Origin of the sequence: Microvirga zambiensis WSM3693 (assembly GCF_016735695.1) — a bacterium.
Taxonomy (GTDB): Bacteria; Pseudomonadota; Alphaproteobacteria; order Rhizobiales; family Beijerinckiaceae; genus Microvirga; species Microvirga zambiensis.
Genome location: NZ_JAERQD010000038.1, coordinates 19,426 through 45,925 on the forward strand (window position 1 = coordinate 19,426; position 26,500 = coordinate 45,925).

At 66.1% G+C, this 26,500-nt stretch carries 23 protein-coding genes; 9 read left to right on the top strand and 14 right to left on the bottom strand.

Annotation, left to right across the window (positions count from 1 at the left end; all coding sequences use genetic code 11):
* The first annotated feature begins 307 nt into the window (after window positions 1-307).
* Together JKL46_RS23525 and acuI are read left to right on the top strand one after the other, a co-directional pair.
* Window positions 308-1,549 (top strand): MFS transporter, encoded by a 1,242-nt coding sequence (locus JKL46_RS23525; protein ID WP_201837954.1) that lies wholly within the window; start codon window positions 308-310, stop codon window positions 1,547-1,549.
* Between the two features lie 237 nt (window positions 1,550-1,786).
* Window positions 1,787-2,773 carry an acrylyl-CoA reductase (NADPH) gene (gene acuI, locus JKL46_RS23530; RefSeq protein ID WP_201837956.1) on the top strand — a complete coding sequence of 329 codons (987 nt, stop codon included), beginning with the start codon at window positions 1,787-1,789 and terminating at the stop codon, window positions 2,771-2,773.
* A 138-nt stretch (window positions 2,774-2,911) separates the two neighbouring features.
* On the opposite strand, the gene JKL46_RS23535 is transcribed toward acuI, so the two are convergent.
* Window positions 2,912-3,859: a LysR family transcriptional regulator gene (locus tag JKL46_RS23535; RefSeq protein ID WP_201837958.1), complete on the bottom strand. Its 948-nt coding sequence runs from the start codon at window positions 3,857-3,859 to the stop codon at window positions 2,912-2,914.
* Window positions 3,860-4,022: 163 nt separating this feature from the next.
* Here JKL46_RS23535 and wrbA point away from each other — a divergent pair, with 163 nt between their 5' ends.
* Window positions 4,023-4,625, top strand: coding sequence for an NAD(P)H:quinone oxidoreductase (gene wrbA, locus JKL46_RS23540; protein WP_201837960.1), 603 nt, complete (start codon window positions 4,023-4,025; stop codon window positions 4,623-4,625).
* 160 nt (window positions 4,626-4,785) lie between these two features.
* Here the strand turns inward: wrbA and JKL46_RS23545 are convergent, their stop codons facing one another.
* Window positions 4,786-5,757, bottom strand: coding sequence for an L-threonylcarbamoyladenylate synthase (locus JKL46_RS23545; protein ID WP_201837962.1), 972 nt, complete (start codon window positions 5,755-5,757; stop codon window positions 4,786-4,788).
* A gap of 152 nt (window positions 5,758-5,909) precedes the next feature.
* Here JKL46_RS23545 and JKL46_RS23550 point away from each other — a divergent pair, with 152 nt between their 5' ends.
* From JKL46_RS23550 to JKL46_RS23565, 4 genes are all read left to right on the top strand, one after another.
* Window positions 5,910-7,688: an acyl-CoA dehydrogenase family protein gene (locus JKL46_RS23550; RefSeq protein ID WP_201837964.1), complete on the top strand. Its 1,779-nt coding sequence runs from the start codon at window positions 5,910-5,912 to the stop codon at window positions 7,686-7,688.
* A gap of 4 nt (window positions 7,689-7,692) precedes the next feature.
* The gene (locus tag JKL46_RS23555) at window positions 7,693-8,541 is read left to right on the top strand and encodes an SDR family oxidoreductase (RefSeq protein ID WP_201837966.1); all 849 of its coding nucleotides are present in this window, start codon (window positions 7,693-7,695) and stop codon (window positions 8,539-8,541) included.
* 168 nt (window positions 8,542-8,709) lie between these two features.
* Window positions 8,710-9,705, top strand: a complete 996-nt coding sequence (locus JKL46_RS23560) for a magnesium transporter CorA family protein (protein ID WP_201837968.1) — start codon at window positions 8,710-8,712, stop codon at window positions 9,703-9,705.
* Between the two features lie 176 nt (window positions 9,706-9,881).
* Window positions 9,882-10,628, top strand: coding sequence for an SOS response-associated peptidase (locus tag JKL46_RS23565; protein WP_201837970.1), 747 nt, complete (start codon window positions 9,882-9,884; stop codon window positions 10,626-10,628).
* 234 nt (window positions 10,629-10,862) lie between these two features.
* Here the strand turns inward: JKL46_RS23565 and JKL46_RS23570 are convergent, their stop codons facing one another.
* On the bottom strand, window positions 10,863-12,113 hold the full coding sequence (locus JKL46_RS23570; RefSeq protein WP_201837972.1) for a class I SAM-dependent RNA methyltransferase: 1,251 nt from the start codon (window positions 12,111-12,113) through the stop codon (window positions 10,863-10,865).
* On the bottom strand, window positions 12,106-12,834 hold the full coding sequence (locus JKL46_RS23575; protein ID WP_201837974.1) for a TlyA family RNA methyltransferase: 729 nt from the start codon (window positions 12,832-12,834) through the stop codon (window positions 12,106-12,108). The genes JKL46_RS23570 and JKL46_RS23575 overlap by 8 nt, the downstream gene beginning before the upstream one ends.
* A gap of 98 nt (window positions 12,835-12,932) precedes the next feature.
* On the opposite strand from JKL46_RS23575, the gene JKL46_RS23580 reads away from it, so the two are divergent.
* Window positions 12,933-13,646, top strand: a complete 714-nt coding sequence (locus JKL46_RS23580) for a superoxide dismutase (protein ID WP_246529484.1) — start codon at window positions 12,933-12,935, stop codon at window positions 13,644-13,646.
* 264 nt (window positions 13,647-13,910) lie between these two features.
* Here the strand turns inward: JKL46_RS23580 and dxs are convergent, their stop codons facing one another.
* From dxs to ygfZ, 10 genes are all read right to left on the bottom strand, one after another.
* Window positions 13,911-15,818 carry a 1-deoxy-D-xylulose-5-phosphate synthase gene (gene dxs / locus JKL46_RS23585; protein ID WP_210381445.1) on the bottom strand — a complete coding sequence of 636 codons (1,908 nt, stop codon included), beginning with the start codon at window positions 15,816-15,818 and terminating at the stop codon, window positions 13,911-13,913.
* A gap of 101 nt (window positions 15,819-15,919) precedes the next feature.
* Window positions 15,920-16,168, bottom strand: a complete 249-nt coding sequence (locus tag JKL46_RS23590; protein ID WP_009764792.1) for an exodeoxyribonuclease VII small subunit — start codon at window positions 16,166-16,168, stop codon at window positions 15,920-15,922.
* A 35-nt stretch (window positions 16,169-16,203) separates the two neighbouring features.
* Window positions 16,204-18,873 (bottom strand): DUF2339 domain-containing protein, encoded by a 2,670-nt coding sequence (locus tag JKL46_RS23595; protein ID WP_246529488.1) that lies wholly within the window; start codon window positions 18,871-18,873, stop codon window positions 16,204-16,206.
* Window positions 18,874-18,928: 55 nt separating this feature from the next.
* Complete coding sequence (locus tag JKL46_RS23600) at window positions 18,929-19,447, bottom strand: tyrosine phosphatase family protein (RefSeq protein WP_201837978.1); 519 nt, start codon at window positions 19,445-19,447, stop codon at window positions 18,929-18,931.
* 200 nt (window positions 19,448-19,647) lie between these two features.
* Window positions 19,648-20,241 (bottom strand): YfbR-like 5'-deoxynucleotidase, encoded by a 594-nt coding sequence (locus tag JKL46_RS23605; protein WP_201837980.1) that lies wholly within the window; start codon window positions 20,239-20,241, stop codon window positions 19,648-19,650.
* A complete protein-coding gene (locus tag JKL46_RS23610) occupies window positions 20,241-20,849 on the bottom strand; it encodes a DNA-3-methyladenine glycosylase I (RefSeq protein ID WP_201837982.1) in 609 nt (202 codons plus the stop codon). The genes JKL46_RS23605 and JKL46_RS23610 overlap by 1 nt, the downstream gene beginning before the upstream one ends.
* Window positions 20,850-21,085: 236 nt before the next feature.
* On the bottom strand, window positions 21,086-21,220 hold the full coding sequence (locus JKL46_RS36375; RefSeq protein ID WP_281400010.1) for a hypothetical protein: 135 nt from the start codon (window positions 21,218-21,220) through the stop codon (window positions 21,086-21,088).
* A complete protein-coding gene (locus JKL46_RS23615) occupies window positions 21,213-21,860 on the bottom strand; it encodes an FMN-binding negative transcriptional regulator (protein WP_201837984.1) in 648 nt (215 codons plus the stop codon). The genes JKL46_RS36375 and JKL46_RS23615 overlap by 8 nt, the downstream gene beginning before the upstream one ends.
* A gap of 96 nt (window positions 21,861-21,956) precedes the next feature.
* On the bottom strand, window positions 21,957-23,903 hold the full coding sequence (locus tag JKL46_RS23620) for a hybrid sensor histidine kinase/response regulator (RefSeq protein ID WP_201837986.1): 1,947 nt from the start codon (window positions 23,901-23,903) through the stop codon (window positions 21,957-21,959).
* A gap of 106 nt (window positions 23,904-24,009) precedes the next feature.
* Window positions 24,010-24,888 carry a CAF17-like 4Fe-4S cluster assembly/insertion protein YgfZ gene (gene ygfZ, locus JKL46_RS23625; protein WP_201837988.1) on the bottom strand — a complete coding sequence of 293 codons (879 nt, stop codon included), beginning with the start codon at window positions 24,886-24,888 and terminating at the stop codon, window positions 24,010-24,012.
* Window positions 24,889-24,964: 76 nt separating this feature from the next.
* Between ygfZ and JKL46_RS23630 the strand changes: the two genes are divergently transcribed.
* Window positions 24,965-26,302: a dihydroorotase gene (locus tag JKL46_RS23630; RefSeq protein WP_201837990.1), complete on the top strand. Its 1,338-nt coding sequence runs from the start codon at window positions 24,965-24,967 to the stop codon at window positions 26,300-26,302.
* The last annotated feature ends 198 nt before the right edge of the window (window positions 26,303-26,500 follow it).

A 26,500-nucleotide genomic window follows, 5' to 3' on the forward strand; every position in this document is an offset into this window, starting at 1 on the left:
ACCCGACTCGAAGGGCCGCGCCGCAGGCGTGGAAACCCATAACCACGACGGCTCAAGAAGAGATGAGCGGCGGTGCGCCGCATTCTGCAAGGTTGGTGGTTATGGGTTCCGGGTTCGCGCCAAAGGCGCGCCCCGGAATGACGGCGCAGACGCAGACTTAAGTCACGACCCATGCTCCGAATGGCCGCTCGCGTGCCTTTGCGACCTATAACAAAACCTCATACCAAAACCGACAAACTTTCAATGTTGCTGATGGACGACTTGGGGTAGTCTGCGCGCCCCTGCCTGTCCTTGAAGGGCCGAGTGCATGTCAGCATCTCCCGTTCGTTCCCGCGTCTCGCCGGAAATCATCGTCCTCGCCGGCTGCCTGATTGCGCTGATCACCTTCGGCCCACGCGCTTCCGCAGGCCTGTTCCAGCTGCCGATGATCACAGAATATGGCTGGGGCCGCGACACCTTCGGCTTCGCCATCGCGATCCAGAACCTGCTCTGGGGCGTCGGCCAACCCTTCGCGGGCGCGATCGCCGACCGGTTCGGTGCCTTCCGGGTGCTCTGCACGGGCGCGCTTCTCTACGCTCTCGGCCTCGTCGTCATGGCCTACGCGACCACGCCCGGGGTGCTGCATATCGGCGCCGGCGTGCTGATCGGCTTCGGCCTGTCCGGCTGCTCGTTCAACCTGGTGCTCGGCGCCTTCGGCAAGCTCCTGCCGGCCAAGTGGCGCCCCATGGCCTTCGGTGCCGGCACGGCTGCGGGCTCCTTCGGCCAGTTCCTGTTCCCGCCCATCGGCAACGTGCTGATCGATTCGTTCGGCTGGCATCAGGCGCTTCTGGTCTTCGCCGCGAGCGTGCTGCTCGTCATGCCGCTCGCTCTGGCGCTTGCGACCCGGCCGACCGGTGACGCCGCTCAAGGTGAAACCGCATCGGTTCCGAACCAGTCGATCCGCCAGGCCCTGACCGAGGCGTTCCAGCACCGCTCCTATGTGCTGCTCGTGCTCGGCTTCTTCACCTGCGGCTTCCAGCTCGCCTTCATCACCGTGCACCTGCCGGCATACTTGAAGGATGCGGGCCTCTCGGCCGCCATCGGCGGCTGGACCCTTGCGGTGATCGGCCTTGCCAATGCGGTCGGCTCTCTCGCTTCCGGCTGGCTCTCGACCCGGATGTCGAAGCGCTGGCTGCTCGCCTGGATCTATCTCGGCCGCTCCGTGGCGATCGCGGCCTTCATCATGGTCCCGGCGTCTCCCATCACCTCGATCCTGTTCGGCATCTCCATCGGCCTGCTCTGGCTCTCCACCGTGCCGCCCACATCCTCCCTCGTGATGCTGATGTTCGGCACCCGCTACATGGCCATGCTCTACGGCTTCGCCTTCTTCTCGCATCAGGTCGGCGGCTTCCTCGGCGTCTGGCTCGGCGGCGTGCTCTACGAGATGAACGGCAATTACAGCATGGTCTGGTGGCTCTCCGTCGTGCTGGGCCTCGCCTCGGCCCTGATCAACCTGCCGATCAAGGAACGGCCGGTGCAGCGCGAGCCCGTCCTGCAGCCGGCGGAGTAGGAGCATCTAACACAACATCTCCTCATCCTGAGGAGCCGCGAAGCGGCGTCTCGAAGGAGGTTTCAGAGCACGCTGGAGACGCCTCGTCCTTCGAGACGCTACGCTCCTCAGGATGAGGCTGGTTTTGTTAGGCATTCTAAGTCCCGCACTGCTGCGAAGGGCTAAGCGTTTGTTCCTTGCCACGATCCTCCGCCGCGCCACAAATGGGTGCGGGCAAGGAATGCGGAAGGAATCGGCATGAGCGCTTTCAAAGCCGTCGTCATCGACAAGAACCAATCAGGCCAGAGCGTCGCGATCCGCTCGTTCGACGAAGCTGATCTCATGGACGGCGACGTCACCGTGCGCGTGTCGCATTCGACCCTGAACTACAAGGACGGCCTCGCCATCACCGGCAAGGCGCCGGTGGTGCGCCGCTTCCCGATGATCCCCGGCGTCGATCTCGCCGGCATCGTCGAAGCCTCCTCCAACCCGGAATTCAAGCCCGGCGACGCCGTCGTCCTCAATGGCTGGGGCTTGGGCGAAACCCACCTCGGCGCCTATGCGGAGAAGGTGCGGGTGAAAGGCGACTGGCTGATCCCGCTGCCGCAAGGCCTCTCGGCCGAGCAGGCCATGGCCATCGGTACCGCAGGTTACACGGCGATGCTCTGCCTGATGGCTTTGGAGCGCCATGGGCTGAGCCCTGAGCGCGGTCCCGCCATCGTCACCGGCGCCGTCGGCGGCGTGGGATCGGTGGCTGTGGCATTGCTCGCGAAAGCCGGTTGGCACGTGATCGCGTCGACCGGGCGGCCGGAGGAGGCGGATTACCTGAAGGGCCTCGGCGCGACTGAGATCCTCGACCGCGGCGAGCTGGCAGGACAGCCCCGGCCGCTCGCCAAGGAGCGCTGGGCGGCCGGCGTCGATACGGTCGGCTCGACCACGCTCGCCAATGTCCTGTCCATGACGAAATACGGCGGCGCCATCGCCGCCTGCGGTCTCGCGGGGGGAATGGATCTTCCTGCCACCGTCGCGCCCTTCATCCTGCGCAACGTGGCGCTGCTCGGCGTCGATTCCGTGATGGCGCCGAAGGCCTTGCGGATCGAGGCCTGGAACCGGATCGCCCGCGAACTCGACCATGACACGCTTGCTGCCATGACGACTGTTATTCCGCTCGATCAGGTGCTGGAGGCTGGGCAGAAGATCGTCGACGGCAGGATCAAGGGGCGGGTCGTGGTGGAGGTTGCTTAGCCTGATGAGCCAACAGCTTCCCCACGTCATCACCGGCCTTGTGCCGGTGATCCCGATGCGGTGAAGCGCGACGCTTTTCGGATCGGGATGGCCGGGACGAGCCCGGCCATGACGCCATGAGGCGCGAAACCTTGGCGACTAGACCGCCGGCACCGGCATCGGCACTTTCTTCCCCGCCCCCTCGATCTGCCTCTTCTGCTTGGCGATCTCGCCTGCCATGAAATCCATGAAGGCGCGCACGCGTGCCGATTGGCGCAGGTCGGGATGGGTGAGGAGCCAGAGGCCGGCGGAGAAATCGGGGTTGCTGTCCGCGAGCCGCACGAGGTTGGGGCTGGCATCGGCGATGAAGCAGGGCAGGGGGCCGATGCCGATGCCCGCCTCCACGGCCTCGGAGAGCCCGAGCACCGTGTTGACCTTGTAGACGATGTTTTCGGGAGCCACGTGCTCGCGCACGAAACGGGCGACCTTCATGGCAGCCAGATTGTCGCCGAGCGCGAGCCAATGCCGGTCGAAGAGATCGGCGATGGTCACGTCCTCGGGGCCCTGCACGTCGGGAAAATCCTCCACCCGGCCATAGATCGCCCAGGCGATGGTCGCCACGCGGCGGCCGACCAGGGTTTCGGGCGGATCGTCGGTGGCGCGGATCGCCACGTCGGCGTCGCGCTTCGACAGGTTGAGCGCCTGGTTGGCGAGGACCACGTCGAGCCGCATCTCCGGGCAGGCCTTGATGAAGCGGGCGAAGATCGGCGTCAGGAGGTGGACGAGGAGGGTGTCGTTGGTGGTGACCCGCAATTCGCCCGCAGGCGCCACGGCCTGGCCTGCAAGCTTGCGGGTAAAGGAGGTGACGTTCTCGTCCATCTGTTCGGCGAGAGCCGACATCTCCTCGCCGGCGGGGGTGAGGACATAGCCCGTCCGATGGCGCTCGAAGAGCTTGATCCCGAGATTGTCCTCCATCTGGCCGAGCCTGCGGAAGACGGTCGAGTGGTTGACCCCGAGTCGATCTGCGGCGCCGGCGAGGCCGTTGGCCTCGGCGATGATCTTCACCAGTCGGAAATCGTCCCAGTCGAGATGCTGCTGCTTGGCCATCTTTATGCATTCACGCAAGAGGAACCCTGCATATCTACCACTGGTTTTGCAGAGAGGAAAGCTTATCCTCCTGACCGTCCAACAACGGCAGGCGATGTTCCTCCGGCTCAAGGCAACCGAGGCCGGACCGGATCGTTCTGCATCCAACCATATTGGAGTTCACATGGCCAAGGTTCTGGTTCTGTATTATTCGTCCTGGGGGCACATCGAGCAGATGGCCTATGCCGCCGCCGAGGGCGCCCGCGAGGCCGGGGCCGAGGTCGTGGTGAAGCGCGTGCCGGAGCTCGTGCCGGCCGAGATCGCGCAGGCTGCCCATTACAAGACCGACCAGAAGGCTCCCATCGCCACGGTCGAGGAGCTGCCCGAATACGATGCGATCATCATCGGCACGCCGACCCGCTACGGCACCATGACGGCGCAGATGAAGAACTTCCTCGACCAGACCGGCGGTCTGTGGGCGCAGGGGAAGCTGATCGGCAAGGTCGGCTCGGTCTTCACCTCCACCGCCACCCAGCACGGCGGCCAGGAAGCCACGATCCTCACCACGCTGCCGGTGCTGCTGCACCACGGCATGGTGGTGGTCGGCCTGCCTTACTCCTTCCAGGGCCAGATGGGCGTCGACCAGATCCGCGGCGGCTCGCCGTACGGCGCCTCGACGGTTGCCGGCGGCGACGGCTCGCGCCAGCCGAGCGAGATCGATCTCGACGGCGCCCGCTTCCAGGGCAAGCACGTGGCCCAGATCGCGGCGAAGCTCGCTGCGAAGTAAGAAGCGGCTTCTGTCCCCTAAGCCCTCATCCTGAGGAGGACCGATAGGTCCGTCTCGAAGGACGAGGGCGCCTCCAGAGATCGCTGGATCCTCCTTCGAGACGCAGCTGCGCTGCTCCTCAGGATGAGGTTGAGTGTGTGACCATGGTCTAAGGGGTTAGCTACCGCTCCGCTGCGGCCCGTCTCAGGCGGTCATTGATGGCCTCGCCTAGACCCGATTCAGGAATCGGGCTGACCGCGATGGTCGCAGCACCCGAGGCATCGAGCTGCCTCAGATAAGAAAACAGATGAGCGGCGGCCTCCACGAGGTCGCCGTTTTTGCTGAGGTTGAGGGCGGCGCGGGCCGCCTCGGTGCCCTCAGGGGCCTCCGCGCCGAACAAAAGGGCCGCCTCGCCCGGCCCGATGCTCACCGCGTTCAGGCGAACCTGCGCCCGGGGCGCGTAGTGGGACGCCATCATCCCCGGCGCGAGCAGCTTGGCACCGGCCTCCGGGCCGCCTTCGAGCTTCATGCCGATCAGCGCCTCGATGGCCTCGCGCGGCACGCCGCCGGGGCGGAGCAGGCGAGGGGCGCCGCCGAGGCACGAGACGATGGTCGATTCGACCCCGACCGGGGAGGCTCCGCCATCGAGGACGGCCTCGATGCGTCCGTCAAGGTCACCGAGCACATGGTCGGCGTCCGTCGGGCTCACGCGGCCCGAGCGGTTGGCGGACGGTGCTGCAACCGGGCGCGCGGTTTGTTGCAGCAGTGCATGGGCGAGGGGGTGGGCCGGAACGCGCAGGCCCACGCTGTCGAGGCCCGCGCGGGCGAGATCGGAGATCGTGCAGGTCGGCGCCACTGGCACCACGAGGGTGAGCGGTCCGGGCCAGAACGCCTCTGCCAGCTTTTGCGCCGTATCGTCGAACACGCCCTGCCTTTTCGCGGATTCGAAGCTGTCGAGATGGGCGATCAGGGGGTTGAAGCTCGGGCGCTCCTTGGCGGCATAGATCCGGGCCACCGCTTCCGCATCGGTCGCGTCGGCGCCGAGGCCGTAGACCGTCTCGGTCGGGAACGCCACGAGGCCGCCGCTCCGCAGGATGGCGGCTGCCCGAGCCAGTCCGGAGGCATCGGCCGACAGGCGCTCCGTTTGGCGCATTGACCCGTGATCGTTCACGTCTAAACTATTCCTTGCTCCAGGGGGATTCCCTTGCGGGATCTGCTCTTACGAGATTGGCCCTTGCCGGGCGGGTTTAACGGCGCGAGAACACGCGTCAACATGAAAAGCCCCATGTTCGAGAGGAAACGTCGATGACCTACCGCGCGCCTGTCCAGGACATTGTCTTTACCATGCGGCATGTGGCGGGCCTCGACCGGGCTGCGGCAGACGGGATCTATGGCGATCTCTCGGCGGATCTGGCGCAGACGATCCTGGAGGAGGCGGGCCGCTTCGCCAACGATGTGATCGCGCCGCTTAACGCCGAAGGCGACCGGCGCGGCGCGACCTTCAAGGACGGCGCGGTCACCACCGCGCCGGGCTGGAAGCAGGCCTACAGGGCTTGGGCGGAAGCCGGCTGGAATGCGCTTCCAGGTCCGGTGGAATACGGCGGGCAGGGCCTGCCGACGCTGTTGAATTCCGCCTGCGTCGAAATGTGGAACTCCGCCTCCATGGCCTTCGGCATCGGCCCCGTGCTGACCATGGGCGCCATCGAGGCGCTGGTGCAGCATGCATCGGACGATCTGAGGAGCCGCTATCTCGACAAGCTCGTCTCCGGCGAATGGACGGCGACCATGAACCTCACGGAGCCGCAGGCCGGCTCCGATCTCGCAGCGATCCGCTCCCGCGCCGAGCGCGCCGGCGACGGCACCTACCGCATCACCGGCCAAAAGATCTTCATCACCTATGGCGAGCACGATCTCACCGACAACATCGTGCATCTCGTGCTGGCGCGCCTGCCCGATGCGCCCGCCGGCACGCGCGGCATCTCCCTGTTCCTGGTGCCGAAATTCTTGGCCGACGGCACGCGCAACGACGTGCGCTGCCATTCCATCGAGCACAAGCTCGGCATCCATGCCTCGCCCACCTGCACCATGATCTTCGGTGATCACGGCGGCGCCGTCGGCTGGCTGATCGGCGAGGAGAATCGCGGCCTTGCCTGCATGTTCACGATGATGAACAACGCCCGCCTCGCGGTCGGCCTGCAGGGCGTGGCGATCGCGGAGCGCGCCTATCAGCAGGCGCTTGGCTACGCCAACGAGCGCCGGCAGGGGCGCGCCATCGGCGCTCACGATGGCATGAGCCCCATCATCGCGCATCCGGACGTGCAGCGAAACCTGCTCACCATGAAGGCGCTGACCGCGGCTGCACGCGCGATCTGCTACATGACGGCGGAAGCCATCGACCGCGCGCATCTCGAACAGGATCCCGCGCGCAGGAAGAAGGCCAACGAGCGCGCTTCGCTGCTCACGCCGGTGGCAAAAGCCTTCTCGACCGATATCGGCATGGAGGTCGCGTCCCTCGGCGTGCAGGTCCATGGCGGCATGGGCTATGTCGAGGAGACGGGCGCCGCGCAGCACCTGCGCGATGCACGCATCGCACCAATCTACGAGGGCACCAACGGCATTCAGGCCATCGATCTCGTCACCCGCAAGCTGCCGCTTTCCGGCGGCGAGACGGTGCGTGCGCAGATCGCCTCCATGCGCGCGATCGTGACGCGCCTTCTGAAAGAGAACATTCCGGCCTTCGGCGCCACCGCGCCGCGCCTGCGCGATGCCGTCGAGAGCCTCGACCGCGCGACGAGCCATCTGCTGCAGGCGGTCTCCTCCAACGCGCAGGGCGAGGCACTCGCCGGCGCGACGCCATATCTGCGCCTCTTCGCGCTGGCGCAGGGCGGCGCGGCTTTGGCCGAGATGGCGCTCGCCGCCAACGCGCAGGCTGCCGCCGGCGACGGCGATCCGGCCCATGCCGGACGCATTGCCCTATGCCGTTTCTTCGCCGAGAACATCGCCATCGGCGCGAAGGGCCTCGAGGATACCGTGCTCGGCGGCGCGGGGTTCCTGCAGGACGCAAATCTGGCACTGGCGAGCTGAACCCATGAGCCTCAACGGAAAAACACTCTTCATCACCGGCGCCTCGCGCGGCATCGGTCTTGCCATAGGGCTTCGTGCCGCGAAGGACGGCGCCAACGTGGTCATCGCGGCGAAGACCGCCGAGCCGCATACGAAATTGCCCGGCACGATCTACACGGCGGCGCAGGAGATCGAGGCTGCTGGCGGCAAGGCCTTGCCGCTCGTGGTCGACGTGCGCGACGAGGAGGCGGTGAAAGGTGCTATCGACAAGACGGTCGAGACTTTTGGGGGCCTCGACATCGTGGTCAACAATGCGAGCGCCATCAGCCTGACGCCGACGCCGCAGACCGACATGAAGCGCTTCGATCTGATGCATCAGATCAACACGCGCGGCACCTACATGGTCTCGAAATACGCCATTCCGCATTTGGAAAAGGCCGAGAACCCGCACATCCTCATGCTCTCGCCGCCCCTCGACATGAGCGAGAAATGGTTCGCGCCGCATCTCGCCTATTCCCTGGCGAAATACGGCATGAGCCTGTGCGTGCTCGGTCTGGCCGGCGAGCTGCGGGGCAAGGGCATCGCGGTCAATGCGCTCTGGCCGCGCACGACCATCGCGACCGCCGCAGTCAGGAACCTGCTCGGCGGCGATGCGCTCGTCCAGGCGAGCCGCACGCCCGAGATCCTGGCCGATGCGGCCTACGCGGTCTTCGGCAAGCCCTCGAAGAGCTACTCGGGCCACTTCCTCATCGACGATGTTTTCCTGGCAGGTGAGGGCGTCACCGATTTCGAGAAATACCGCGTCGACCCCTCAAAACCGCTCGCGCCCGATTTCTTCGTGCCGGACGATACGCCGCCGCTGTCATCTCTGTGACAAATGTCAGGTTCTTTGTCATCCTCAGGCCAAGCCGAAGGCGAGGGAAGGGGATCCCCTCGAAACGCCGCGCCTGATTGTGGATCCCCTTCCCCTTCGCTACGCTCCGGCCGGGGATGACAAGGCGACGGGATCCAGGTCAATAGAGTTGAAGAGGCAGGAACGCGTATGATTCTGATCCACAGGCCGGCGGAGTTCATCGGGCCGCATGGCGAGTCGCTCGATCGCAATGTTCTTCCGCCCGGTGAGCCGATTCCTGCCGATGCCCTGTGGATCGACCTGATCGAGCCGACCCGCGAGGAGGACAAGCTCGTCGAGGCCCATCTCAACGTCGAGATTCCGACGAGGGAAGAGATGGCGGATATCGAGCCGTCCGAGATCCTCTACAACGAGAACAACGCGCGCTACATGACGGCGCGCGTGCTGTGCAGCTCGGACACGGAGACGCCGCGGCTCATCGACGTCTCGTTCATCCTCACCGAACGGGCCCTCGTCACCGTGCGCTACGGCGAGCCGCGATCCTTCAACATGTTCATGGCCCGTGCCGTGAAGCCCGGCGGCTGCCGGCACCAGCCGGAAGCCGTGCTCGACGGCCTGCTCGAGACGATCATCGACCGCGCCGCCGAAATCCTGGGGACGATGGGAACGCGCATCGACCGCCTGTCGCAGGGGATCTTCGAGAACGAAAAGAAGGGCACGCGCCGCGCCGCCTCCTATCGCGCGGCGCTGCGATCCATCGGCCGCAAGGGCGACATCATCTCCAATGTGCGCGAGAGCATGGTGTCGGTCGAGCGCATGCTGCTCTTCCTCTCCGCCAGCATGCCGCGTCCGCAGAAGACCGCCGGCTACAAGACCGAGTGGCGCACGGCGCTTCGCGACGTGCAGTCGATCGAGGAGCACGCGACTTTCCTGTCCAGCAAGGTGCAGTTCCTGCTCGATGCGACGCTCGGCTTCGTCACCATGGAGCAGAACGACATCATCAAGATCTTCTCGGTCATGTCGGTGATCTTCCTGCCCCCGACGCTGGTGTCGTCGCTCTACGGCATGAACTTCAAGCTCATGCCCGAGCTCGACTGGGAGTTCGGCTATCCCTGGGCCATCGCCCTGATGATCCTCGCCGCCGTGCTGCCCTATCTGTTCTTTAGATGGAAGCGGTGGCTTTAACCACGACACCGTCATTCCGGGGCGGCCAAAGGCCGAGCCCGGAACCCATAAACGCGACGTTTCAAGAAAGTGCGAGCAGCGTCGATCTTCTTTTTGCAACGTCAGCGGTTATGGATTCCGGGCTCCGCTGCGCGGCCCCGGAATGACAGCGTCGGGTAAGTTAAGGGAGGCAACTCATGTGCGGCCGCTACGTCATCAGCGTCGATCCCGAGACCTATCGGATCGAATACGGCTTTACTGAGCGGCCGAACTTTCCCGCCCGCTACAACGTGGCTCCGACGCAGCCCGTGCCGATCGTGCTGGAGGACCGCGGCGTGCGGCATTTCATGCTGGTGCGCTGGGGCTTCCTGCCGTCCTGGCTGAAGGACCCGAAGGATTTTCCGCTCGTCATCAACGCGCGCGGCGAGACCCTGCAGACGAAGCCCACCTTCAAGGCCGCGCTGAAGCGGCGGCGCTGCATCTTCCTCGCCGACGGTTTCTACGAGTGGCGGCGGCAGGGGCGCGAGAAGACGCCGTTCCTGATCCGCATGCGCGACCGTAAGCCGATGCCGATGGCGGGCCTGTGGGAGACCTACAGCAGCCCCGACGGATCGGAGATCGACACCGCCGCCATCGTGACCACGGACGCCAACGGCACTCTCTCGGCCGTGCACGACCGCATGCCGGTGATTCTCTCAAAGGACGACATCGCGGCTTGGCTCGACGTGCGCGACGAGCGCGCCGACGTGATGCCCCTCGTGCGCCCCTGTCCCGACGACTGGCTCGACATGGTCCCGGTCTCGAGCCGAGTGAACAAGGTCGAGAACGACGATGCCGGCCTGATCGAGCCGCTGAGCGCACCGGAGCCCGCGCCGGTGAAGGAGAGCAGGAAGGCGAAGAAGCCGCTCTCCAGCGACGAGGACGAGCAGGGGAGTTTGTTTTAGGTTTTTCCAGAGCGTCATCCCGGACTGCGAAGCAGATCCGGGATCGCATGCAGGATGAGGCGCTGGGACCCTCTCCCCCCTTGTGGGGGAGAGTTGGAGAGGGGGGTGTGAGCGCGAACCTATCAAGCTCCGGCGCCAGCACCCCCCTCCCCCACAAGGGGGGAGGGAAATAGCGCCTCACTCGTCTCACGATCCCGGCTCTCCGCTGCGCTTCGTCCGGGATAACGATGTAGATTACCGCCGCTTCTTCGCCACGTCGCGCCGCAGGATCCCCACGACTTCCAGATGCGGAGAATACTTGAACTGGTCGACCGGGATCACGCGTTCCAGGCGATAGCCGCTGCTCATCAAGATCGCGGCGTCGCGGGCGAAGGTGGCGGCGTCGCAGGAGACGCTGACCACGAGCGGAACTTTTGAAGTCGCAAGCTGCTTCGCCTGCGCTTCGGCGCCCGCACGCGGCGGATCGAGCACGACCGCGTCGAAGGCGTTGAGCTCGGGCATCAGCAGCGGGCGGCGGAAGAGGTCGCGCGCTTCCGTCGAAATGCGGCGAAGGCCAGGCGTCGCACGTGCTGCCTTGTCGAGCGCGGTCATCGAGCCCTTGTCGAACTCGACCGCATGAACCTCCGACTTTTCCGCGAGCCTCAAGGAGAAAGGCCCCGCTCCGGCGAAGAGGTCGGCGACGCGCTTGGCTTTCGCGCAGGCCTCCGTGACGAGGCCCGCGAGCACGTCCTCGCCTCGCTTCGTCGCCTGCAGGAACGATCCGGGAGGCGGCACGACCGACGTGCGCCCCATGACAATGGCAGGCGGCCGGCGCTCCACGATCACGTCGCCATGAACCGACAGGCGCGAGAGATCGAGGGAGCCTGCGAGATCGATCAGGCTGAGGCGATCCGCATCCTTCAACGGCCCGTGCCCGCGCACATCCACGTCGAAGCCGGTCTGCGTCGCGGTGATCTGGATGTCGAGCGGCTTGCGCGGGCCTTTGAGGTGCTCGCCGATCACGCGTGCGATCGCCGGTGCCCGGTCCTTCAAGGCGGGTTCGGTGATCGGGCAGAAGGCGATCTCGACGATCCGGTGGCTGCGCGGGGCCATGAAGCCCACATGCATGGCGCGGTCGGGAAAGCGCACATGCAGCGTGACGCGCCGCCGCCCATCGCCATGGGCATCGACGAGATCCTCGACGGGCGCCTCGATCCGCGCCTGCTTCAGGGTATGGACGAGCGTGCCGTGCTTCCAGGCCTGGTAGAATCCGTACTGCATGTGCTGCGTCGCGCAGCCGCCGCATTCGTCGAAATAGGGGCAGAAAGGCGTCTCGCGCTCGGGCGACGGCACATCGATGCTGACGAGATTCGCATGCGATCCGTCGCGCTCGATGGTGACCGTTTCCCCCGGCAGCACTTTCGGCACGAAGACGGGGCCCGACGACGTATCGGCGATTCCGTCCGCTTTCGCGCCGAGGCGCTTGATGATGACTTGTTCAGCCACGATGGGCTCCCAATAAGAATTCGCGATTGCCGTCCCCGCCTTCGATGGGCGAGGGGACGAGCCCGATGATGGTGAGGCCGAGCGAGGCGACGAATGCGGAGATATCCTCGCATACGGCGCGATGCACTGCCTCGTCGCGCACGATGCCCTTCTTCACGTTGTCGCGCCCGGCCTCGAATTGCGGCTTCACCAGAACGGCGAGGTCCGCGCGCGGTTTCAGCAGGGCGATTGCAGGAGGCAGGACGAGCTTCAGCGAGATGAAGCTCACGTCGGAGACGAGAAGGTCCGGTGCTCGGGGAACGAGCTCCGTGGTCAGCGCACGGGCATCGGTGCCCTCGAGATTCGTCACGCGCGCGTTGCCGAGAACAGTCGGGTGGAGCTGGCTGTGCCCCACATCCACCGCGTAGACATGGGCGGCGCCGCGCTTGAGCAGGACTTCCGTGAAGCCGCCCGTGGAGGCGCCGATGTCGAGGCAGATCCGGTCCTTCGGGTCGATGTGGAAGGCATCGAGGGCGGCCGCGAGCTTGAGGCCGCCGCGGGACACGTAGGGGTGCGGCTGCTCGGCGGTGATGACAGCCTCCTCGGGCACCGCATCGGAGGCCTTGCGGATCACGGCCCCGTTCACGGTGACGAGGCCGGCCGCGATCGCCTCCTGCGCACGGGCGCGGCTCGCGAAGAAGCCGCGCTCGACCAGAACCACATCGGCACGCTTGCGGGTCATGGGAGTCTCAAATCCATCACGATCTCTTCATGGGCCGGAACCAAGGTCCGCCCTAGAACATCTTTCGTTCACAATTCACACAGGCCAACGGAGATCCCATGATCAGCCGCCGACATCTCCTGACGGGTGCGACCCTTCTCGCCGCCAGCGCTGCCATTCCCCGGGCCTGGGCGCAAGCCCCGTCGGGGCCCTACAAGCTGGATCCCTTGCCCTATGCGCCGTCGAAGAACGAGCCGCATATCGATGCCCAGACCATGGAGATCCACCATGACAAGCACCATGCGGCCTATGTCAACAATCTCAACGCGGCGCTCGCCCAGAACGCCGAGGCGGCCAAGATGCCGCTCCAGGACATGCTGGCGAACCTGAGCAAGGTGCCCGAATCGATCCGCACGGCCGTGCGCAACAATGGCGGCGGGCATGCCAACCACACCATGTTCTGGCAGATCATGGGCGGCTCCGGCGGCGAGCCCTCGGGCGAGGTGAAGGCCGCCATCGACCGGGATCTCGGCGGCTTCCAGAAGTTCCAGACCGATTTCAACACGGCGGGCGAGCGGCAGTTCGGCTCGGGCTGGGTCTTCGTCACGGTCACCCGCGACGGCAAGCTCGCCCTGGTGGCGAAGCCCAACCAGGATACACCCCTGATGGAGGGGCAAAGGGTCCTGATGGGCAACGATGTCTGGGAACACGCCTATTACCTGAAATACCAGAACCGCCGGCCGGACTACCTGAAGGCGTGGTGGAACGTGCTCGACTGGAACAGGATCGGCCAGCGCTATGCGGCGGCGAAGGCGGGGACGCTGACGGTTTAAGCTCCACTGTCATTCCGGGGCCGCGCAGCGGAACCCGGAACCCATAGCCGCTAACGATGCAGTCAGCGGCGCAACGCCGCTCATCTCTATCTTGAGCCGTCGTGGCTATGGGTTCCGGGCTCGCCTGCGGCGCCCCGGAATGACAGCGCGTGGCATCCTCGACGTCATCACCGGCCTTGTGCCGGTGATCTCGATGGATTGAGGCGCCGCGCTCCAAAGCATCGGGATGGCCGGCACAAGGCCGGCCATGACGTGAGAAATACTCTAAGCCCTGACCTTGCGGCTCTCTTCCTGCCCCAGCGCCTCGAACACCTTGCTCACGATGCCGGCGGCATCGAGCCCGGCCTGGGCATACATGCGCTCGGGCTTGTCCTGGTCCTGATAGATGTCGGGCAGGACCATGGAGCGCACCTTCAGCGTGCCGCGGTCCAGGGCTCCCTTGTCGGAGAGAAGCTGCAGCACATGGGAGCCGAAGCCGCCGACGGAGCCTTCCTCGACGGTGATCAGCACCTCGTGGTCGCGGGCGAGCCGCAGAATCAGCTCCTCGTCGAGGGGCTTGGCGAAGCGGGCATCGGCCACGGTGGTGGAAAGCCCGCGCGCCTCCAGTTCCTCTGCCGCCTTCAGGGCCTCGCCGAGGCGGGTGCCGAGGGCCAGGATCGCGATGCGGCTGCCGTCCTTGACGATACGGCCCTTGCCGATGGCAAGCGGCACGCCCTGTTCGGGCATATCGACGCCCACGCCCTCGCCGCGCGGGTAGCGGAAGGCGATGGGGCCTGAATCGTAGGCCGCGGCGGTCGCCACCATATGCACGAGCTCCGCCTCGTCGGCGGCCGCCATCACCACCATGTTCGGCAGGCAGGCGAGATAGGCGATGTCGAAGGAGCCCGCATGGGTGGCACCGTCGGCGCCCACAAGTCCGGCGCGGTCGAGGGCAAAGCGAACGGGCAGGTTCTGGATCGCCACGTCGTGCACGACCTGGTCGTAGGCGCGCTGCAGGAAGGTGGAATAGATGGCGCAGAAGGGCTTGTAGCCCTCCGTCGCCATGCCGGCGGCGAAGGTCACCGCGTGCTGCTCGGCGATGCCCACGTCGAAGGTGCGGGCGGGGAATTCCTTGCCGAAGAGGTCGATGCCGGTGCCGGAGGGCATGGCGGCCGTGACGGCGACGATCTTGTCGTCCTTCGCCGCTTCCTTGATCAGGCTCTCGCCGAACACCTTGGTGTAGGAGGGGGCGTTGGCCTTGGCCTTGGTCTGCGCGCCGGTCACCACGTCGAAGGTGACGACGCCGTGATACTTGTCGGCGGCGGCTTCCGCCGGCGCGTAGCCCTTGCCCTTCTTGGTGACCACGTGGACGAGGACCGGTCCGGTCTCGGTGTCGCGCACGTTCTTCAGGATCGGCAGAAGGTGGTCGAGGTTGTGGCCGTCGATGGGGCCGACATAATAGAAGCCGAGCTCCTCGAACATGGTGCCGCCGGTCCAGAAGCCGCGGGCGAATTCCTCGGCCTTGGCGGCCTTGTCGTAGAGAAATTTCGGCAGCTTCTTCGCCAGCTGCTTGGCGGTCTCGCGGATGCCGCGATAGGTGCCGCCGGAGACGAGCCGGGCGAGATAGGACGACATGGCGCCGGTGGGCGGTGCGATCGACATGTCGTTGTCGTTGAGGATGACGATGAGGCGCGAATGCATGGCGCCGGCATTGTTCATGGCCTCATAGGCCATGCCGGCCGACATGGCGCCGTCGCCGATCACGGCGATCACGTTGTTCTTTTTGCCCTCCAGATCCCGCGCTACGGCCATGCCGAGGCCGGCCGAGATCGAGGTCGAGGAATGGGCCGCGCCGAAGGGGTCGTATTCGCTCTCCGACCGCTTGGTGAAGCCCGACAGGCCGTCGGCCTGCCGAAGGGTGCGGATCCGGTCGCGGCGGCCGGTAAGGATCTTGTGGGGATAGGCCTGATGGCCCACGTCCCAGATCAGCCGGTCGCGGGGCGTGTCGAACACGTAATGCAGCGCCACCGTCAGCTCGACGACCCCCAAGCCCGCGCCGAGATGCCCGCCGGTGACGGAGACCGCGCCGATGGTCTCGGTCCGCAGCTCGTCCGCCACCTGCCTGAGCTGGTTCTCGGGCAGATGCCTCAGATCGTCGGGGGTCTTGATGGTGTCGAGGAGGGGTGTGGACAACGTTATACTCGCCAAGCTTCAGCCGGAGGCCGTCCCAAGGAGATAAGGTCCGGGAGGGCCTCGGTCAAACGCGACACGAAGGCCGTCCCTGCCAAGGCGGGTTATTCCGCAACGTCAAGCGGAGCCGTTCCGGAGGCTGCGCCGTCGGGGCCGATGGTGATCTTCTCGATGCGGGCCTCGGCCTTCTTGAGCAACTGCTCGCAATGCTTCTTCAAAGCTTCGCCGCGCTCGTAGATCGCGATCGAATCCTCCAGGGGCACATCGCCGCGCTCGAGGCGGCGGACGATGTCCTCGAGCTCGGCCAGGGCCTTTTCGAAGGGGAGGGTCTTGATGGAGGCGGTGTCGGTCATGCGGATGTCCGTCAAATGTCTGTCCTCAAGCGATATCACGATGGGATTGCGGCATCGCTGGGTCGGCGTGCGAGGAGTCTCTGATAGACGAGACCGATGCCGATGAGAACAAGGCCGAGGCCGATAAATGACAGGGCGCGCATCACGCCCTCCAGATTGGCGAGGTCGACGACGAACACTTTCAGCACGGCGAGAATGAGATAGACCCCTGAGGCGAGGCGGGCGAAGCGGTTGTTGAAGACGAGGCCAAGGCCGAGCAGCAGGATGCCGATGGCGATAAGCGCGACGGAATAGCTCCATTGCTCGCCCTGCGTGAAGCCCACCCAGGAGGCGAGCTGCGGCCCGGCGAAGACCCGCCTGATCGCGAGCCCGAGATAGGCCGAGAGCAGGAGAAGGCTCAAAATGGCCGAGGACAGGCCGTACCAGCGGGGCCGGGCGCGGCGCTCGACGAGGGCCAATCCGGCGGCGAGCAGCGCCGGCAGGAGATAGGCCGGGATGAGGGCGTTGAAGACCGGCCCGCCGGGGATCTCCTCCTCCGACAGCAGCGGGTTGGCGATGAGCAGGAGCCCGCCGGCACAGAGCGTGAGCGACAGGACCTTGAAGATCAGCGAGCCAAAGCGATAGACCGGGTCGCTCTGCCGGAGATCCATGCGGGTCAGGAGAATCGCGAAGACCAGGCTTTCGGTCGCGACGAGGCCGATTTCCAGGACATCCGTGGTGGCGGCCAGCGGATCGCCGGCCCGCAGGGCGTGGCGGATCTCGAAGAAGACCAGGAAGGCGGCAAAGGCGATGCCGAGGCTCTCCGTCAGCCGCACGACCCAGTCGCGGCCCGTGCGCTCGAGCATGCGGCTCGCGACGATGAATGAGAGGGCCGGAACGCCATAGCCGAACAGGAGCCAGTTGATCAGGATCGGGCCGGGATCGCCGCCGACGATGGTCGGATCCCAGATGAGCCGTCCCAGAACCAGCAGGCCGATGGCGCCGACGGCATATCGAAGCGCGGGGATGGAGACCCTTACCGCGACCCAGGCCGTTCCCAGGCCGGTCAGGGCGAAGGCGACCGTGAGCATGCCCTTGTCGAGGGCGAAGGTCAGGCCGAGGGCAAGCGCCGCCAGCGCAGCCGAAGCCGTCGCGCCGAGCGCGAGCCGCAGGGCGCCCGCCTCCTCGAACACCCGGCGGTCGAGGAAGCGGGATGCCGCCGTGAAGGCAAGCGCGAGGATTCCGGCGACGAGGGCGAAGGACAGGCTGCGCTCGAGCTCCGCCACCCGCCAATAGGCCGCGATCAGCACGAAAAGCGGCCCGACGGTCGCGGCAATCGCATACCAGGCGGCGGTCGGCAGGTTCAGGTGGGGCCTGTGCACGAGGCGAAGCAGCGAAGAGCCGGCGATGGCGGCGGGCGCCAGGATTGCGAGGGCGAGATAGGCCGAGAGGGCGTGCGGCCGGACGGCGAAGGCATCGCCGCTCTGGTAGAACAGGTTTTCGGGCGTGCCGCCGATCTCGCTGCGGATCGGCCAGACCAGAAGCGCTCCCGCGACGGTCAGGGCGGCGGAGGCCGCAGCCGGGGCCGCCGGCGCGAATCGCAAGCTTGTGGTCAGGAGGATCAGAACCAGGGCGGCGACGAAGACCGGGCGTCCGTCCCCGGCGATCACGGAACCCGATATGGCGATGCCGGCGAGGGCAAAGGCGAAGAGCAGGCCGCTGGCGGCCCAGTCCGTTCCGGAATCCTCGTCCTCCGCATGCCGGTAGGGGGCGACGACCAGGAAATAGGCGGCAAGCCCTGCCTGGAGGACGAGATGCACCATCGCCGGCAGGGCGTCGCTTCCGTCGAGGATGAAGATGAGGAACGTCCAGGCCAGGACGCCGGTGGCGGCCGCAAGGGCCAGCCAGCGCCACAGGCGCAGGCGCGCGACCCCGTAGGCGGGCAGGACCACGAAGGCGAGATAGATCACCAGCGCCCAGGGCTGAGGCTTGTCGGAGGAGACGAGGAGCGGACTTCCCATGGCGCCGAGCAGGCCGAGTGCGGCGAGGATCGGGCCGTGGAGCGTCGAGGCGACCATGGCGAGGACAGCCACGAGGCCGAGCAGCACGAAGGTCGTCGCCGGGCCGATCAGATCGTAGAGCGCGTAGGCCGCATAGGCCGAGGCGAAGGCGCTGCAGGTTCCGGCCGCGGTGAGGATCGCGGGCACGTTGGCCTGCGGAAGGGCGGGCAGGACGAATTCCCGCTCGCGCCGGCGCAGCCACTCGCCGGCGCCGATGAGAGCCAGCGCGAAGAGGCCGCCGAGCGCGATTCGGGTCGCGGGGCTGAGCAGGTTCTGCTCGATGGAATAGCGCACGAGAAAGATGCCGCCGAGCGCAAGCGCCACGCCGCCGACCCAGACCGCCCAGCGGGCTCCGAGCTTCTCCTCGAGATCCTGGCGCGCGGCTGCCGCCTGCGGGATTGCCGCCTGAATGGTCGGGACGGAGACGGCCGGCCGGGGCGGTTCGGCGGCGAAGGTGGGCTTTTCGACCGGCGCCTCGGGCTCGGCGGCCGGCGGGGCTTCCGCTGCCGGAGTGACAGGCTGGATGCCGGCATGGGCCAGCTGCCCTTCGAGATGGGCGATGCGCTGCTGCAGGATGTCGAGCTTGGTCCGCGCGGAGAGGCCGAGGACAAGTCCCGCGATGGCGCAGACCGGAATACTGAGCACCAGCAGGGCGAGGAGGATCATTTCCACGAGATGGCCTCGGACGTCTCAAGCGCGCGGCCGTTCCGGATGGAATCGGCTAGCAATCGTTAAGCTGTAACATGAAGGGCGTGCCCTCCATAGCCTCGGTGCCCCGGCCGATCGTGTGGATCGCGTCGACCATCCGGCCCTGCCGGCCGAGAATGTCGTCGGCAAGCGCTATCAGGCGGGCGTTCGGGGTCGCGCTCGGGGAGGCCGCGCGGAGGATTGCGGCAAGGTCCGCCTCGCCCCGCTCCGGCGCGAGCGCGCAGGCCGCGATATAGGCGGCGGCGGTCGAGCGGCTGATTCCCGCCCAGCAATGAAACAGGAGCGGGCTCTCCCGGCCCCAGGCGCGGACGAAGGCAAGCAGCGTCTCGATATGCTCCTCCGCCGGCAGCACATAGCCTTCCCGCGGCTCGACGATGTCGCTGACGCCGATGAAGAGATGCCGCTCCGCCGCAATCGCCGCCGGCCGCTGGACCTCGGCGCCGACACCCATGAGGCTCACCACATGGCTCGCGCGGGTCGCGGTCACGGTGTCGTGCAGGCGGGAGAGGGGACAGACGTGAAGGGTCGGCATGGGATTGGTCTCAGGATTGGCGGGCAGGTTTGCATGCGCGCAATACTCCCTCTCCCGTTTGGGAGAGGGTTGGGGTGAGGGAAGGCCGGCGCAGGATACGGCACTGAGCGTCCCATTTCCCAAGCGTCAATATTCGAGTTTCATTCTGAAATCGCACACCCTCACCCCTACCCCTCTCCCATCCGGGAGAGGGGATTGCGTCACCCCCCCAACGCCCCCGTGACCGTCCGATGGTAGCGCTCCTCCGCCTCCGACACCGGCCAGGGTTCGAGCAATGTCAGCACCGTGCGCGGCAGGGGATCCGGACGGCCGAAGAACTTGATCGCCTCCTCGCGGGAAAAGCCCGCGAGGTGCGTCGCCTCGAGAAAGGCCGCCTGGCGGTCGGCCTGCTTGATGAAGCGCTTGAGTGTTGCGGCGGGTTGCGCCGGCAGTCCGAAATGAAGATGGATCGCCGCGAGCAGGCCTGACTCGATGGTCTTGTAGGCATCGCCGATCACCGCCTTGAACGGCGAGATGATGTCGCCGATCACATATTCCGGTGCATCGTGCAGAAGCACTGCGAGACGCCGCTCGCGCGACATGTCCGGATCGATGTGGCTCGCGATCGCCTCCACGAGCAACGAGTGCTGCGCGACGGAGAAGATGTGTCCGCCGATTGTCTGCCCGTTCCAGCGGGCGACGCGGGCGAGCCCGTGGGCGATGTCGTCGAGTTCGACGTCGAGCGGCGAGGGGTCGAGCAGGTTGAGGCGGCGGCCGGAAAGCATCCGCTGCCAGACGCGCGGTTCCTTCGCCATCAGAGCGCCTTGGCGAGCGCCGCGCATTCCGCGTGGCGGAAACAGCCGGTCAGGTGATCGTTGGTCATGCCCACCGCCTGCATGAAGGCATAGACGATGGTGGGGCCGACGAAGTTGAAGCCTTCCTTCTTCAGCGCCTTCGAGATTTTTCGCGAGATCTCGGTTTCCGTCGGCACGTCCTTGCGGGTCTTCGCATCGGTCTGGACCGGACGTCCGTCGATGAAGTCCCACAGGAAGCGCGAGAAGCCGCCGCGCTCCTGGATGACGAGCCAGGCGCGGGCGCCGGCGATCGTCGCCTCGATCTTGGCACGGTTGCGCACGATGCCCGTGTCGAGCATCAGCGCTTCCACCTGCGCTTGGTCGAACCGGGCGATCACGGCAGGATCGAAACCGGCGAAGGCTGTGCGAAAATTCTCGCGCTTGCGCAGGATGGTGATCCAGGACAGGCCGGCCTGGAAGCCGTCGAGGATGAGTTTCTCGAACAGCGCGCGGTCGTCGAATTCCGGCACGCCCCATTCCGTGTCGTGATACGCGACATAGAAGGGATCGGTGCCGGGCCACCAGCAGCGGGTCTTGTGGTCGGGATGCAGGATCAGTCCGTCGCTCATGGCACGTGTTTAGCGGGACTGTAAGGAAACGGGAAGATCCGGCTCATAAGTAACCACCTCATCCTGAGGAGCAGCGAAGCTGCGTCTCGAAGGAGGCTCCAGTGATCTCTGGAAACGCCCTCGTCCTTCGAGACGCCGCCTACGGCGGCCCTCAGGATGAGGGCTTAGGGCGTACAGTTGGGCCAAAATTGGGGGCTCAGCCCGGCGCCAGCGGCTTGCGATAATAGACCACCCGGTCAGAGCATGGCCTGCGCCTCGGCGCGGTGCTCCTGCTCGGAGCCTTCGGGCCACAGCGCGTGCCGGAGCGCGCTCCATTCGTCGAGATTCTGCAGGGTGCAGAGCTCGATCCTCACGCCGTTCCCATCATTCACGAGGGCGGGCTCCGCGCGCATCGACCATCTCGGCCATCCGATGGGCCTCGTCCTCCTGCGACAGCCGCAAGCCTTCCGCAACGCCCTGGCGGTCGGCCTCCGACCGGTTCTGGCTCACCTTCCACTTGCCCTCGATCCGCGTGATCTCGATCTCGACCCCGACGATGCCTTTCAGCTGCGCCGCGACGAAGGGAGGGGGCGCATCGCTGACGGCCCAGGGCTCAGACCGCAGGTTCTCCTGGGTTTCCGTCATGGCGGCGATCTGCTGCCGCAGCCAGTCCGGATCGTCCTTGATCCGGATGCGGCCGCGGGCCTGCACGATGGCGTAGTTCCAGGTCGGCACCACCTTGCCATGCTCGCGCTTGGCCGCGTACCAGGACGGGGTGATGTAGGCCTCGGGCCCCTGGAAGACGACGAGCGCGTCCTGGTCGGGGTCGAAATCCTGCCATTGGGCATTGGCGCGCGAGAGGTGTGTCTTGAGCGTCCCCATGGGCGATGCTTCGGCATCCAGCACGAAGGGAAGGGGATTGGCCAGAAGTCCCGTGCTGCCGAACGTCACCAGCAGGCCGAGGGGATGGGCCTTGATGAGGGCATGCTGGACCGCAAGGCTGTCCTCGCGGAAATGAGGCGGCTGATACATGGCATTTCCGTCCGATTTCGCGCGGATGCTAGCGTTTCACGCGAGCGCGAACCAATCAAAAATCCCGATATTGCGCATCACATGCTGCGATAGGCGTCACCCGCCGGTGCGCAGCGCCCGCAGCTTCTCGGAGAGCTCCGTCCAGCGATAGGGCTTGCTGATGAAGGAGACGCCCGCGCCGAGCCCCTCGGAGGGCAGGGCCGACATGGGATAGCCGGAGGCGAGCAGAATCTTCAGGTTGGGCCGCATCTCGCGTGCCCTTCGCGACAGTTCGACCCCGTTCATTCCATTCGGCATGATCACGTCGCTGAACAGCACGTCGATGACGGCGGCGCCCTCCAGCACGGCGATGGCCTCATGGGCATCGGTGGCCGTGACGACGTCGTAGCCCAGGCTGTCGAAGATATCGCTGGCGACCTCGCGCACGGAGGGATCGTCCTCGACGATCAGGACGGTCCCGGCACTGTCCCGTGCAGTCCGCTCCGCGGCGACGTCGCTTTCCGTCGGCTCTTCCCCACGCTCCTGAGCGGGCAGCAGCATGATGACCCTGCTGCCCTTGCCGGGCTCGCTCTCGATCTCGATATGGCCGCCCGACTGGGTCACGAAGCCGTAGACCTGGCTCAAGCCGAGACCGGTGCCCTTGCCGACTTCCTTCGTGGTGAAGAAGGGCTCGAACACGCGTTCCACCATATCCGGAGTCATGCCGATCCCCGTATCTTCCACGATGATCGACACATAGGGGCCCGGCTGCAGGCTCGCGGCGGTACGATCCCCGTCGCCGAGGGTGACATCGCCGGTGGCGATCGTCAGAGAGCCGCCATTCGGCATGGCATCGCGGGCATTCACGACGAGGTTGAGAACGGCCGACTCGAATTGCGGCCCGTCGACGGAGATCCACTTCACCCGCGGGGCGAGCGAAAGCTTCAGCGCGATCAGCTCGCCGCAGGCGCGGCGAAGAACCGTCTCGAAGCCTTCGATGAGCGTGTTCGGATTGTGCGAAACAGGCTGCAGCGGTTGACGGCGGGAGAAGGCGAGAAGCTGCTGCGTCAGCTTCGATCCGCGCTCCGCCGCGCGCTGCGCGCTTTCGATCAGCTTGACGTCCCGCGGATCGCGCGCATTGCGCGTGAGCAGATCGAGATTGTTGACGATGATCGTCAGAAGATTGTTGAAGTCGTGGGCGACGCCCCCGGTGAGCTGGCCGACCGCCTCCATCTTCTGGGCCTGGAAAAGCGCGGCCTGCGCCTGTTGCAGAGCCTCCTGCGCCTGCCGCCGTTCGGTGATGTCGCGGGTGATCTTTGCAAAGCCGATCAGGGTGCCCATGTCGTTGTGGATCGGGTCGATGACGACGCTCGCCCAGAAACGCGTGCCGTCCTTGCGCAGACGCCAGCCTTCAGCCTCGAACTTGCCTTCGCGCACCGCCGTATCGAGCGCGCGACGCGGCAGGCCGCTGGCGCGGTCCTGATCAGTGTAGAACTGCGAGAAATGCCGGCCGACGATGTCTTTTTCCGAGTACCCCTTGATCCGCTGCGCCCCGGCATTCCAGTTCGTCACATAACCTTCCGGGTCGAGCATATAGATCGCGTAATCCGTGACGCCCTGGACCAGAATGCGGAAGCGTTCCTCGCTCTCCTTGAGCGCCTGCTCGGATTTTTTCCGCTCGGTGAGGTCACGGGTGATCTTGGCGAAGCCGAGGAGGCTGCCGCCGGCATCGCGGATGGGGTCGATGACCACATGCGCCCAGAAGCGCGTGCCGTCCTTGCGCACACGCCAGCCTTCGGCCTCGAACTTGCCTTCGCGCGCCGCCGTGTCGAGTGCCCGTCGCGGCAGGTTCGTCGCAAGATCTTCCTCGGTGTAGAAGCGCGAGAAATGATGTCCGAGGATCTCGCTTTCCTTATAGCCTTTGAAGCGCTGCGCTCCGGGATTCCAGCTGACCACGATACCCGTCGGATCGAGCATGTAGATGGCATAGTCGGTGACCGCATCGACGAGGAGTTGGAAACGTCTCTCCAGCGTCTTTGTCGTATCCCCTGGCACAGCATTCATCGAAAATTCCCCAGCGGGACCGTTTGTGCGTCTTCGCGGCACATGATCCGGCCCAGTGGTCTATAACCCTGACGGGTTCCCCTTGTTCCGCAAGCTTCGCTAGAACTTAAGGCGCAGGGTCGGCCCCGCCCGGAAACGGGAAGCCGATCCAGGATGGCTTCTCCAGCCGCACGGGGATGCCGCCCGCCCGGATGGTCTCGCCGGCCTTGAGGGCATCGTCGGCCCGGTCGAGGCGGATCATCAGCAGGCCCCGTCCTTCCGCTCCGGTACCCGTCTTGCCGAGCGCCTTGTTCCCGGCCGTGACCTCGACCCCGACTTCGGCCGCGAAGCCGCCTTCATAGACGGCCGGCACGATCCGGGTCCGGGCGGTGCCTCGGTGCTGCATGCGCGAGACGACCTCCTGGCCGACATAGCAGCCCTTGTCGAAATCGACCCCCTGGAGCTGGTCCATCAGGGCCTCGTGCGGGAAGGCGTCCCCGAACAGGAAGTCGCGCCCGCCTTCGGGCACGCCGAGCGCGATGCGGTGGGCGTGGTAGGCCTCCGCCGGGTCCCTGGCGAATTCCGCCGCGTCCTGCGCCGCGACGATGGCGCGCCAGCCGAGAGCGGGGAGGCGGGGGTCCTCGGCGACGAGGCCGGTTTCGTCCTCAGGCTTCGGAACATCCCAGCCGGCTACGACGGCGAGGCTGTCGGAGAGGTCCTCGACAGCCACCTTGGCCCGCAGCTTGTAGAAGCCGAGGCGCTTGGCCAGATCCGGCGCGAAGACCTTCAGAACGTCCAGGTAATAACCTCCGCCGATCTCGGCCGGGGCCTGGAAGACGAGAAAATCGAACAGGATCTTGCCTTGTGGCGTGAGCAAGGCGCCGAGGCGCGCGGCGTGCGCGGACACACGGTCCAGGTCGCAGGTGATCAGGTTGTCGAGAAAAGTCTTGGCGTCCTCCCCCGAAACCCTTACCACGCCCCGGTCGGCCAGATGGACTGACGGCATATGCCCCGCTCCCTTGTTCTCACACAGTAGCGTCACATATGCCCCTTCCGCAGCCGCCTCAAGAGATGAGATTGCTATGCCCAAAACCTTCGACCTGATCCTCAAAGGCGGAATCGTCGTGAACCACGACGGACGCGTGGAGCGCGACATCGGCGTGCGCGCCGGCCGCATCGCCGCCATCGGCGACCTGTCGCATGCATCCGCCGGGCGAGAGATCGATTGCCGCGGCCTGCATATTCTGCCGGGCGTGATCGACAGCCAGGTGCATTTCCGTGAGCCCGGCCTCGATCACAAGGAAGATCTCGAAACGGGCTCCCGCGCCGCCGCCATGGGCGGCGTCACGACGGTGTTCGAGATGCCGAATACCGATCCTCAGACGACGACTCCCGAAGCGCTCGCCGACAAGGTGCGGCGCGGCCATCACCGCATGCATTGCGACTTCGCCTTCTGGGTCGGGGGCACGCACGAGAACGCCAACGACGTGCCGGAACTCGAGCGTCTGCCCGGCGCCGTCGGCATCAAGGTCTTCATGGGCTCGTCGACGGGCTCGCTCCTCGTCGAGGACGACGAGGGCATCGCCAATATCCTGAGCCGCACCCGCCGCCGCGCCGCCTTCCATTCCGAGGACGAAGCGATGCTGCGCGAACGCAAGAACCTGCGCGTCGAGGGCGATCCGCGCTCGCATCCGGTCTGGCGGTCCGCGGAGGTGGCGCTCGCCTGCACGCAACGCCTCGTGCGCATTTCGCGCGAGACGGGCGCGCGCATCCACGTGCTGCACATCACCACCGCCGAAGAGATGGCGCTCCTGCGCGATTACAAGGATCTCGTGACCGCTGAAGTCACGCCGCATCACCTGACCCTCGCAGGCCCTGAGGATTACGAGCGTCTCGGCACCTACATCCAGATGAATCCGCCCGTGCGCGACGAGCTGCATCGCGCCGCGCTCTGGCAGGGGCTGGACGAAGGCATTGCCGACGTTCTCGGCTCCGACCACGCGCCGCATACGCGCGAGGAGAAGGACAAGACCTATCCCAACACGCCTTCCGGCATGACCGGCGTGCAGACTCTCGTGCCGATCATGCTCGATCATGTGAATGCGAGCAGGCTTACGCTCGAGCGCTTCGTCGACATGACGAGCGCAGGCCCCAAGCGCCTTTTCGGCATCGCCAACAAGGGCCGCATCGCGGTGGGCTACGACGCGGATTTCACCGTGGTCGATCTGAAGCGCACCGAGACGATCACCAACGACTGGATCGCCTCGAAATGCGGCTGGACGCCCTATGACGGCAAAAAGGTCACCGGCTGGCCCATCGGCACGATCGTGCGCGGCAACGTGGTGATGTGGGACGGCGCGCTCGAGACGCCGTCGCAGGGCGAGGTGGTGCGGTTCGAGGAGACCCTCGGCGGCTCCTGAACGGAACCCGAGCGCAGCTTCTGTGCTCTAGCGGCGCATCGCCGATGCGTTGCCGCCGAGCGCGAGGCGCAGGCCGAGGCCGACCATGATGAGGCTGGCGAAGCCTTTACCCCCATAGCCTCATCCTGAGGAGGGCCGTCAGGTCCGTCTCGAAGGACGAGGCGTCTCCAGCGCCCGCTGGACCCTCCTTCGAGACGG

What these genes read in the sequence shown, in the direction of transcription:
- JKL46_RS23525 (WP_201837954.1), top strand. Translation starts at nt 308, where the DNA reads ATGTCAGCATCTCCCGTTCGTTCCCGCGTCTCGCCGGAAATCATCGTC.
- acuI (WP_201837956.1), top strand. Translation starts at nt 1,787, where the DNA reads ATGAGCGCTTTCAAAGCCGTCGTCATCGACAAGAACCAATCAGGCCAG.
- JKL46_RS23535 (WP_201837958.1), bottom strand. Translation starts at nt 3,859, where the DNA reads ATGGCCAAGCAGCAGCATCTCGACTGGGACGATTTCCGACTGGTGAAG.
- wrbA (WP_201837960.1), top strand. Translation starts at nt 4,023, where the DNA reads ATGGCCAAGGTTCTGGTTCTGTATTATTCGTCCTGGGGGCACATCGAG.
- JKL46_RS23545 (WP_201837962.1), bottom strand. Translation starts at nt 5,757, where the DNA reads ATGCGCCAAACGGAGCGCCTGTCGGCCGATGCCTCCGGACTGGCTCGG.
- JKL46_RS23550 (WP_201837964.1), top strand. Translation starts at nt 5,910, where the DNA reads ATGACCTACCGCGCGCCTGTCCAGGACATTGTCTTTACCATGCGGCAT.
- JKL46_RS23555 (WP_201837966.1), top strand. Translation starts at nt 7,693, where the DNA reads ATGAGCCTCAACGGAAAAACACTCTTCATCACCGGCGCCTCGCGCGGC.
- JKL46_RS23560 (WP_201837968.1), top strand. Translation starts at nt 8,710, where the DNA reads ATGATTCTGATCCACAGGCCGGCGGAGTTCATCGGGCCGCATGGCGAG.
- JKL46_RS23565 (WP_201837970.1), top strand. Translation starts at nt 9,882, where the DNA reads ATGTGCGGCCGCTACGTCATCAGCGTCGATCCCGAGACCTATCGGATC.
- JKL46_RS23575 (WP_201837974.1), bottom strand. Translation starts at nt 12,834, where the DNA reads ATGACCCGCAAGCGTGCCGATGTGGTTCTGGTCGAGCGCGGCTTCTTC.
- JKL46_RS23580 (WP_246529484.1), top strand. Translation starts at nt 12,933, where the DNA reads ATGATCAGCCGCCGACATCTCCTGACGGGTGCGACCCTTCTCGCCGCC.
- JKL46_RS23590 (WP_009764792.1), bottom strand. Translation starts at nt 16,168, where the DNA reads ATGACCGACACCGCCTCCATCAAGACCCTCCCCTTCGAAAAGGCCCTG.
- JKL46_RS23595 (WP_246529488.1), bottom strand. Translation starts at nt 18,873, where the DNA reads ATGATCCTCCTCGCCCTGCTGGTGCTCAGTATTCCGGTCTGCGCCATC.
- JKL46_RS23600 (WP_201837978.1), bottom strand. Translation starts at nt 19,447, where the DNA reads ATGCCGACCCTTCACGTCTGTCCCCTCTCCCGCCTGCACGACACCGTG.
- JKL46_RS23605 (WP_201837980.1), bottom strand. Translation starts at nt 20,241, where the DNA reads ATGGCGAAGGAACCGCGCGTCTGGCAGCGGATGCTTTCCGGCCGCCGC.
- JKL46_RS23610 (WP_201837982.1), bottom strand. Translation starts at nt 20,849, where the DNA reads ATGAGCGACGGACTGATCCTGCATCCCGACCACAAGACCCGCTGCTGG.
- JKL46_RS23615 (WP_201837984.1), bottom strand. Translation starts at nt 21,860, where the DNA reads ATGTATCAGCCGCCTCATTTCCGCGAGGACAGCCTTGCGGTCCAGCAT.
- JKL46_RS23620 (WP_201837986.1), bottom strand. Translation starts at nt 23,903, where the DNA reads ATGAATGCTGTGCCAGGGGATACGACAAAGACGCTGGAGAGACGTTTC.
- ygfZ (WP_201837988.1), bottom strand. Translation starts at nt 24,888, where the DNA reads ATGCCGTCAGTCCATCTGGCCGACCGGGGCGTGGTAAGGGTTTCGGGG.
- JKL46_RS23630 (WP_201837990.1), top strand. Translation starts at nt 24,965, where the DNA reads ATGCCCAAAACCTTCGACCTGATCCTCAAAGGCGGAATCGTCGTGAAC.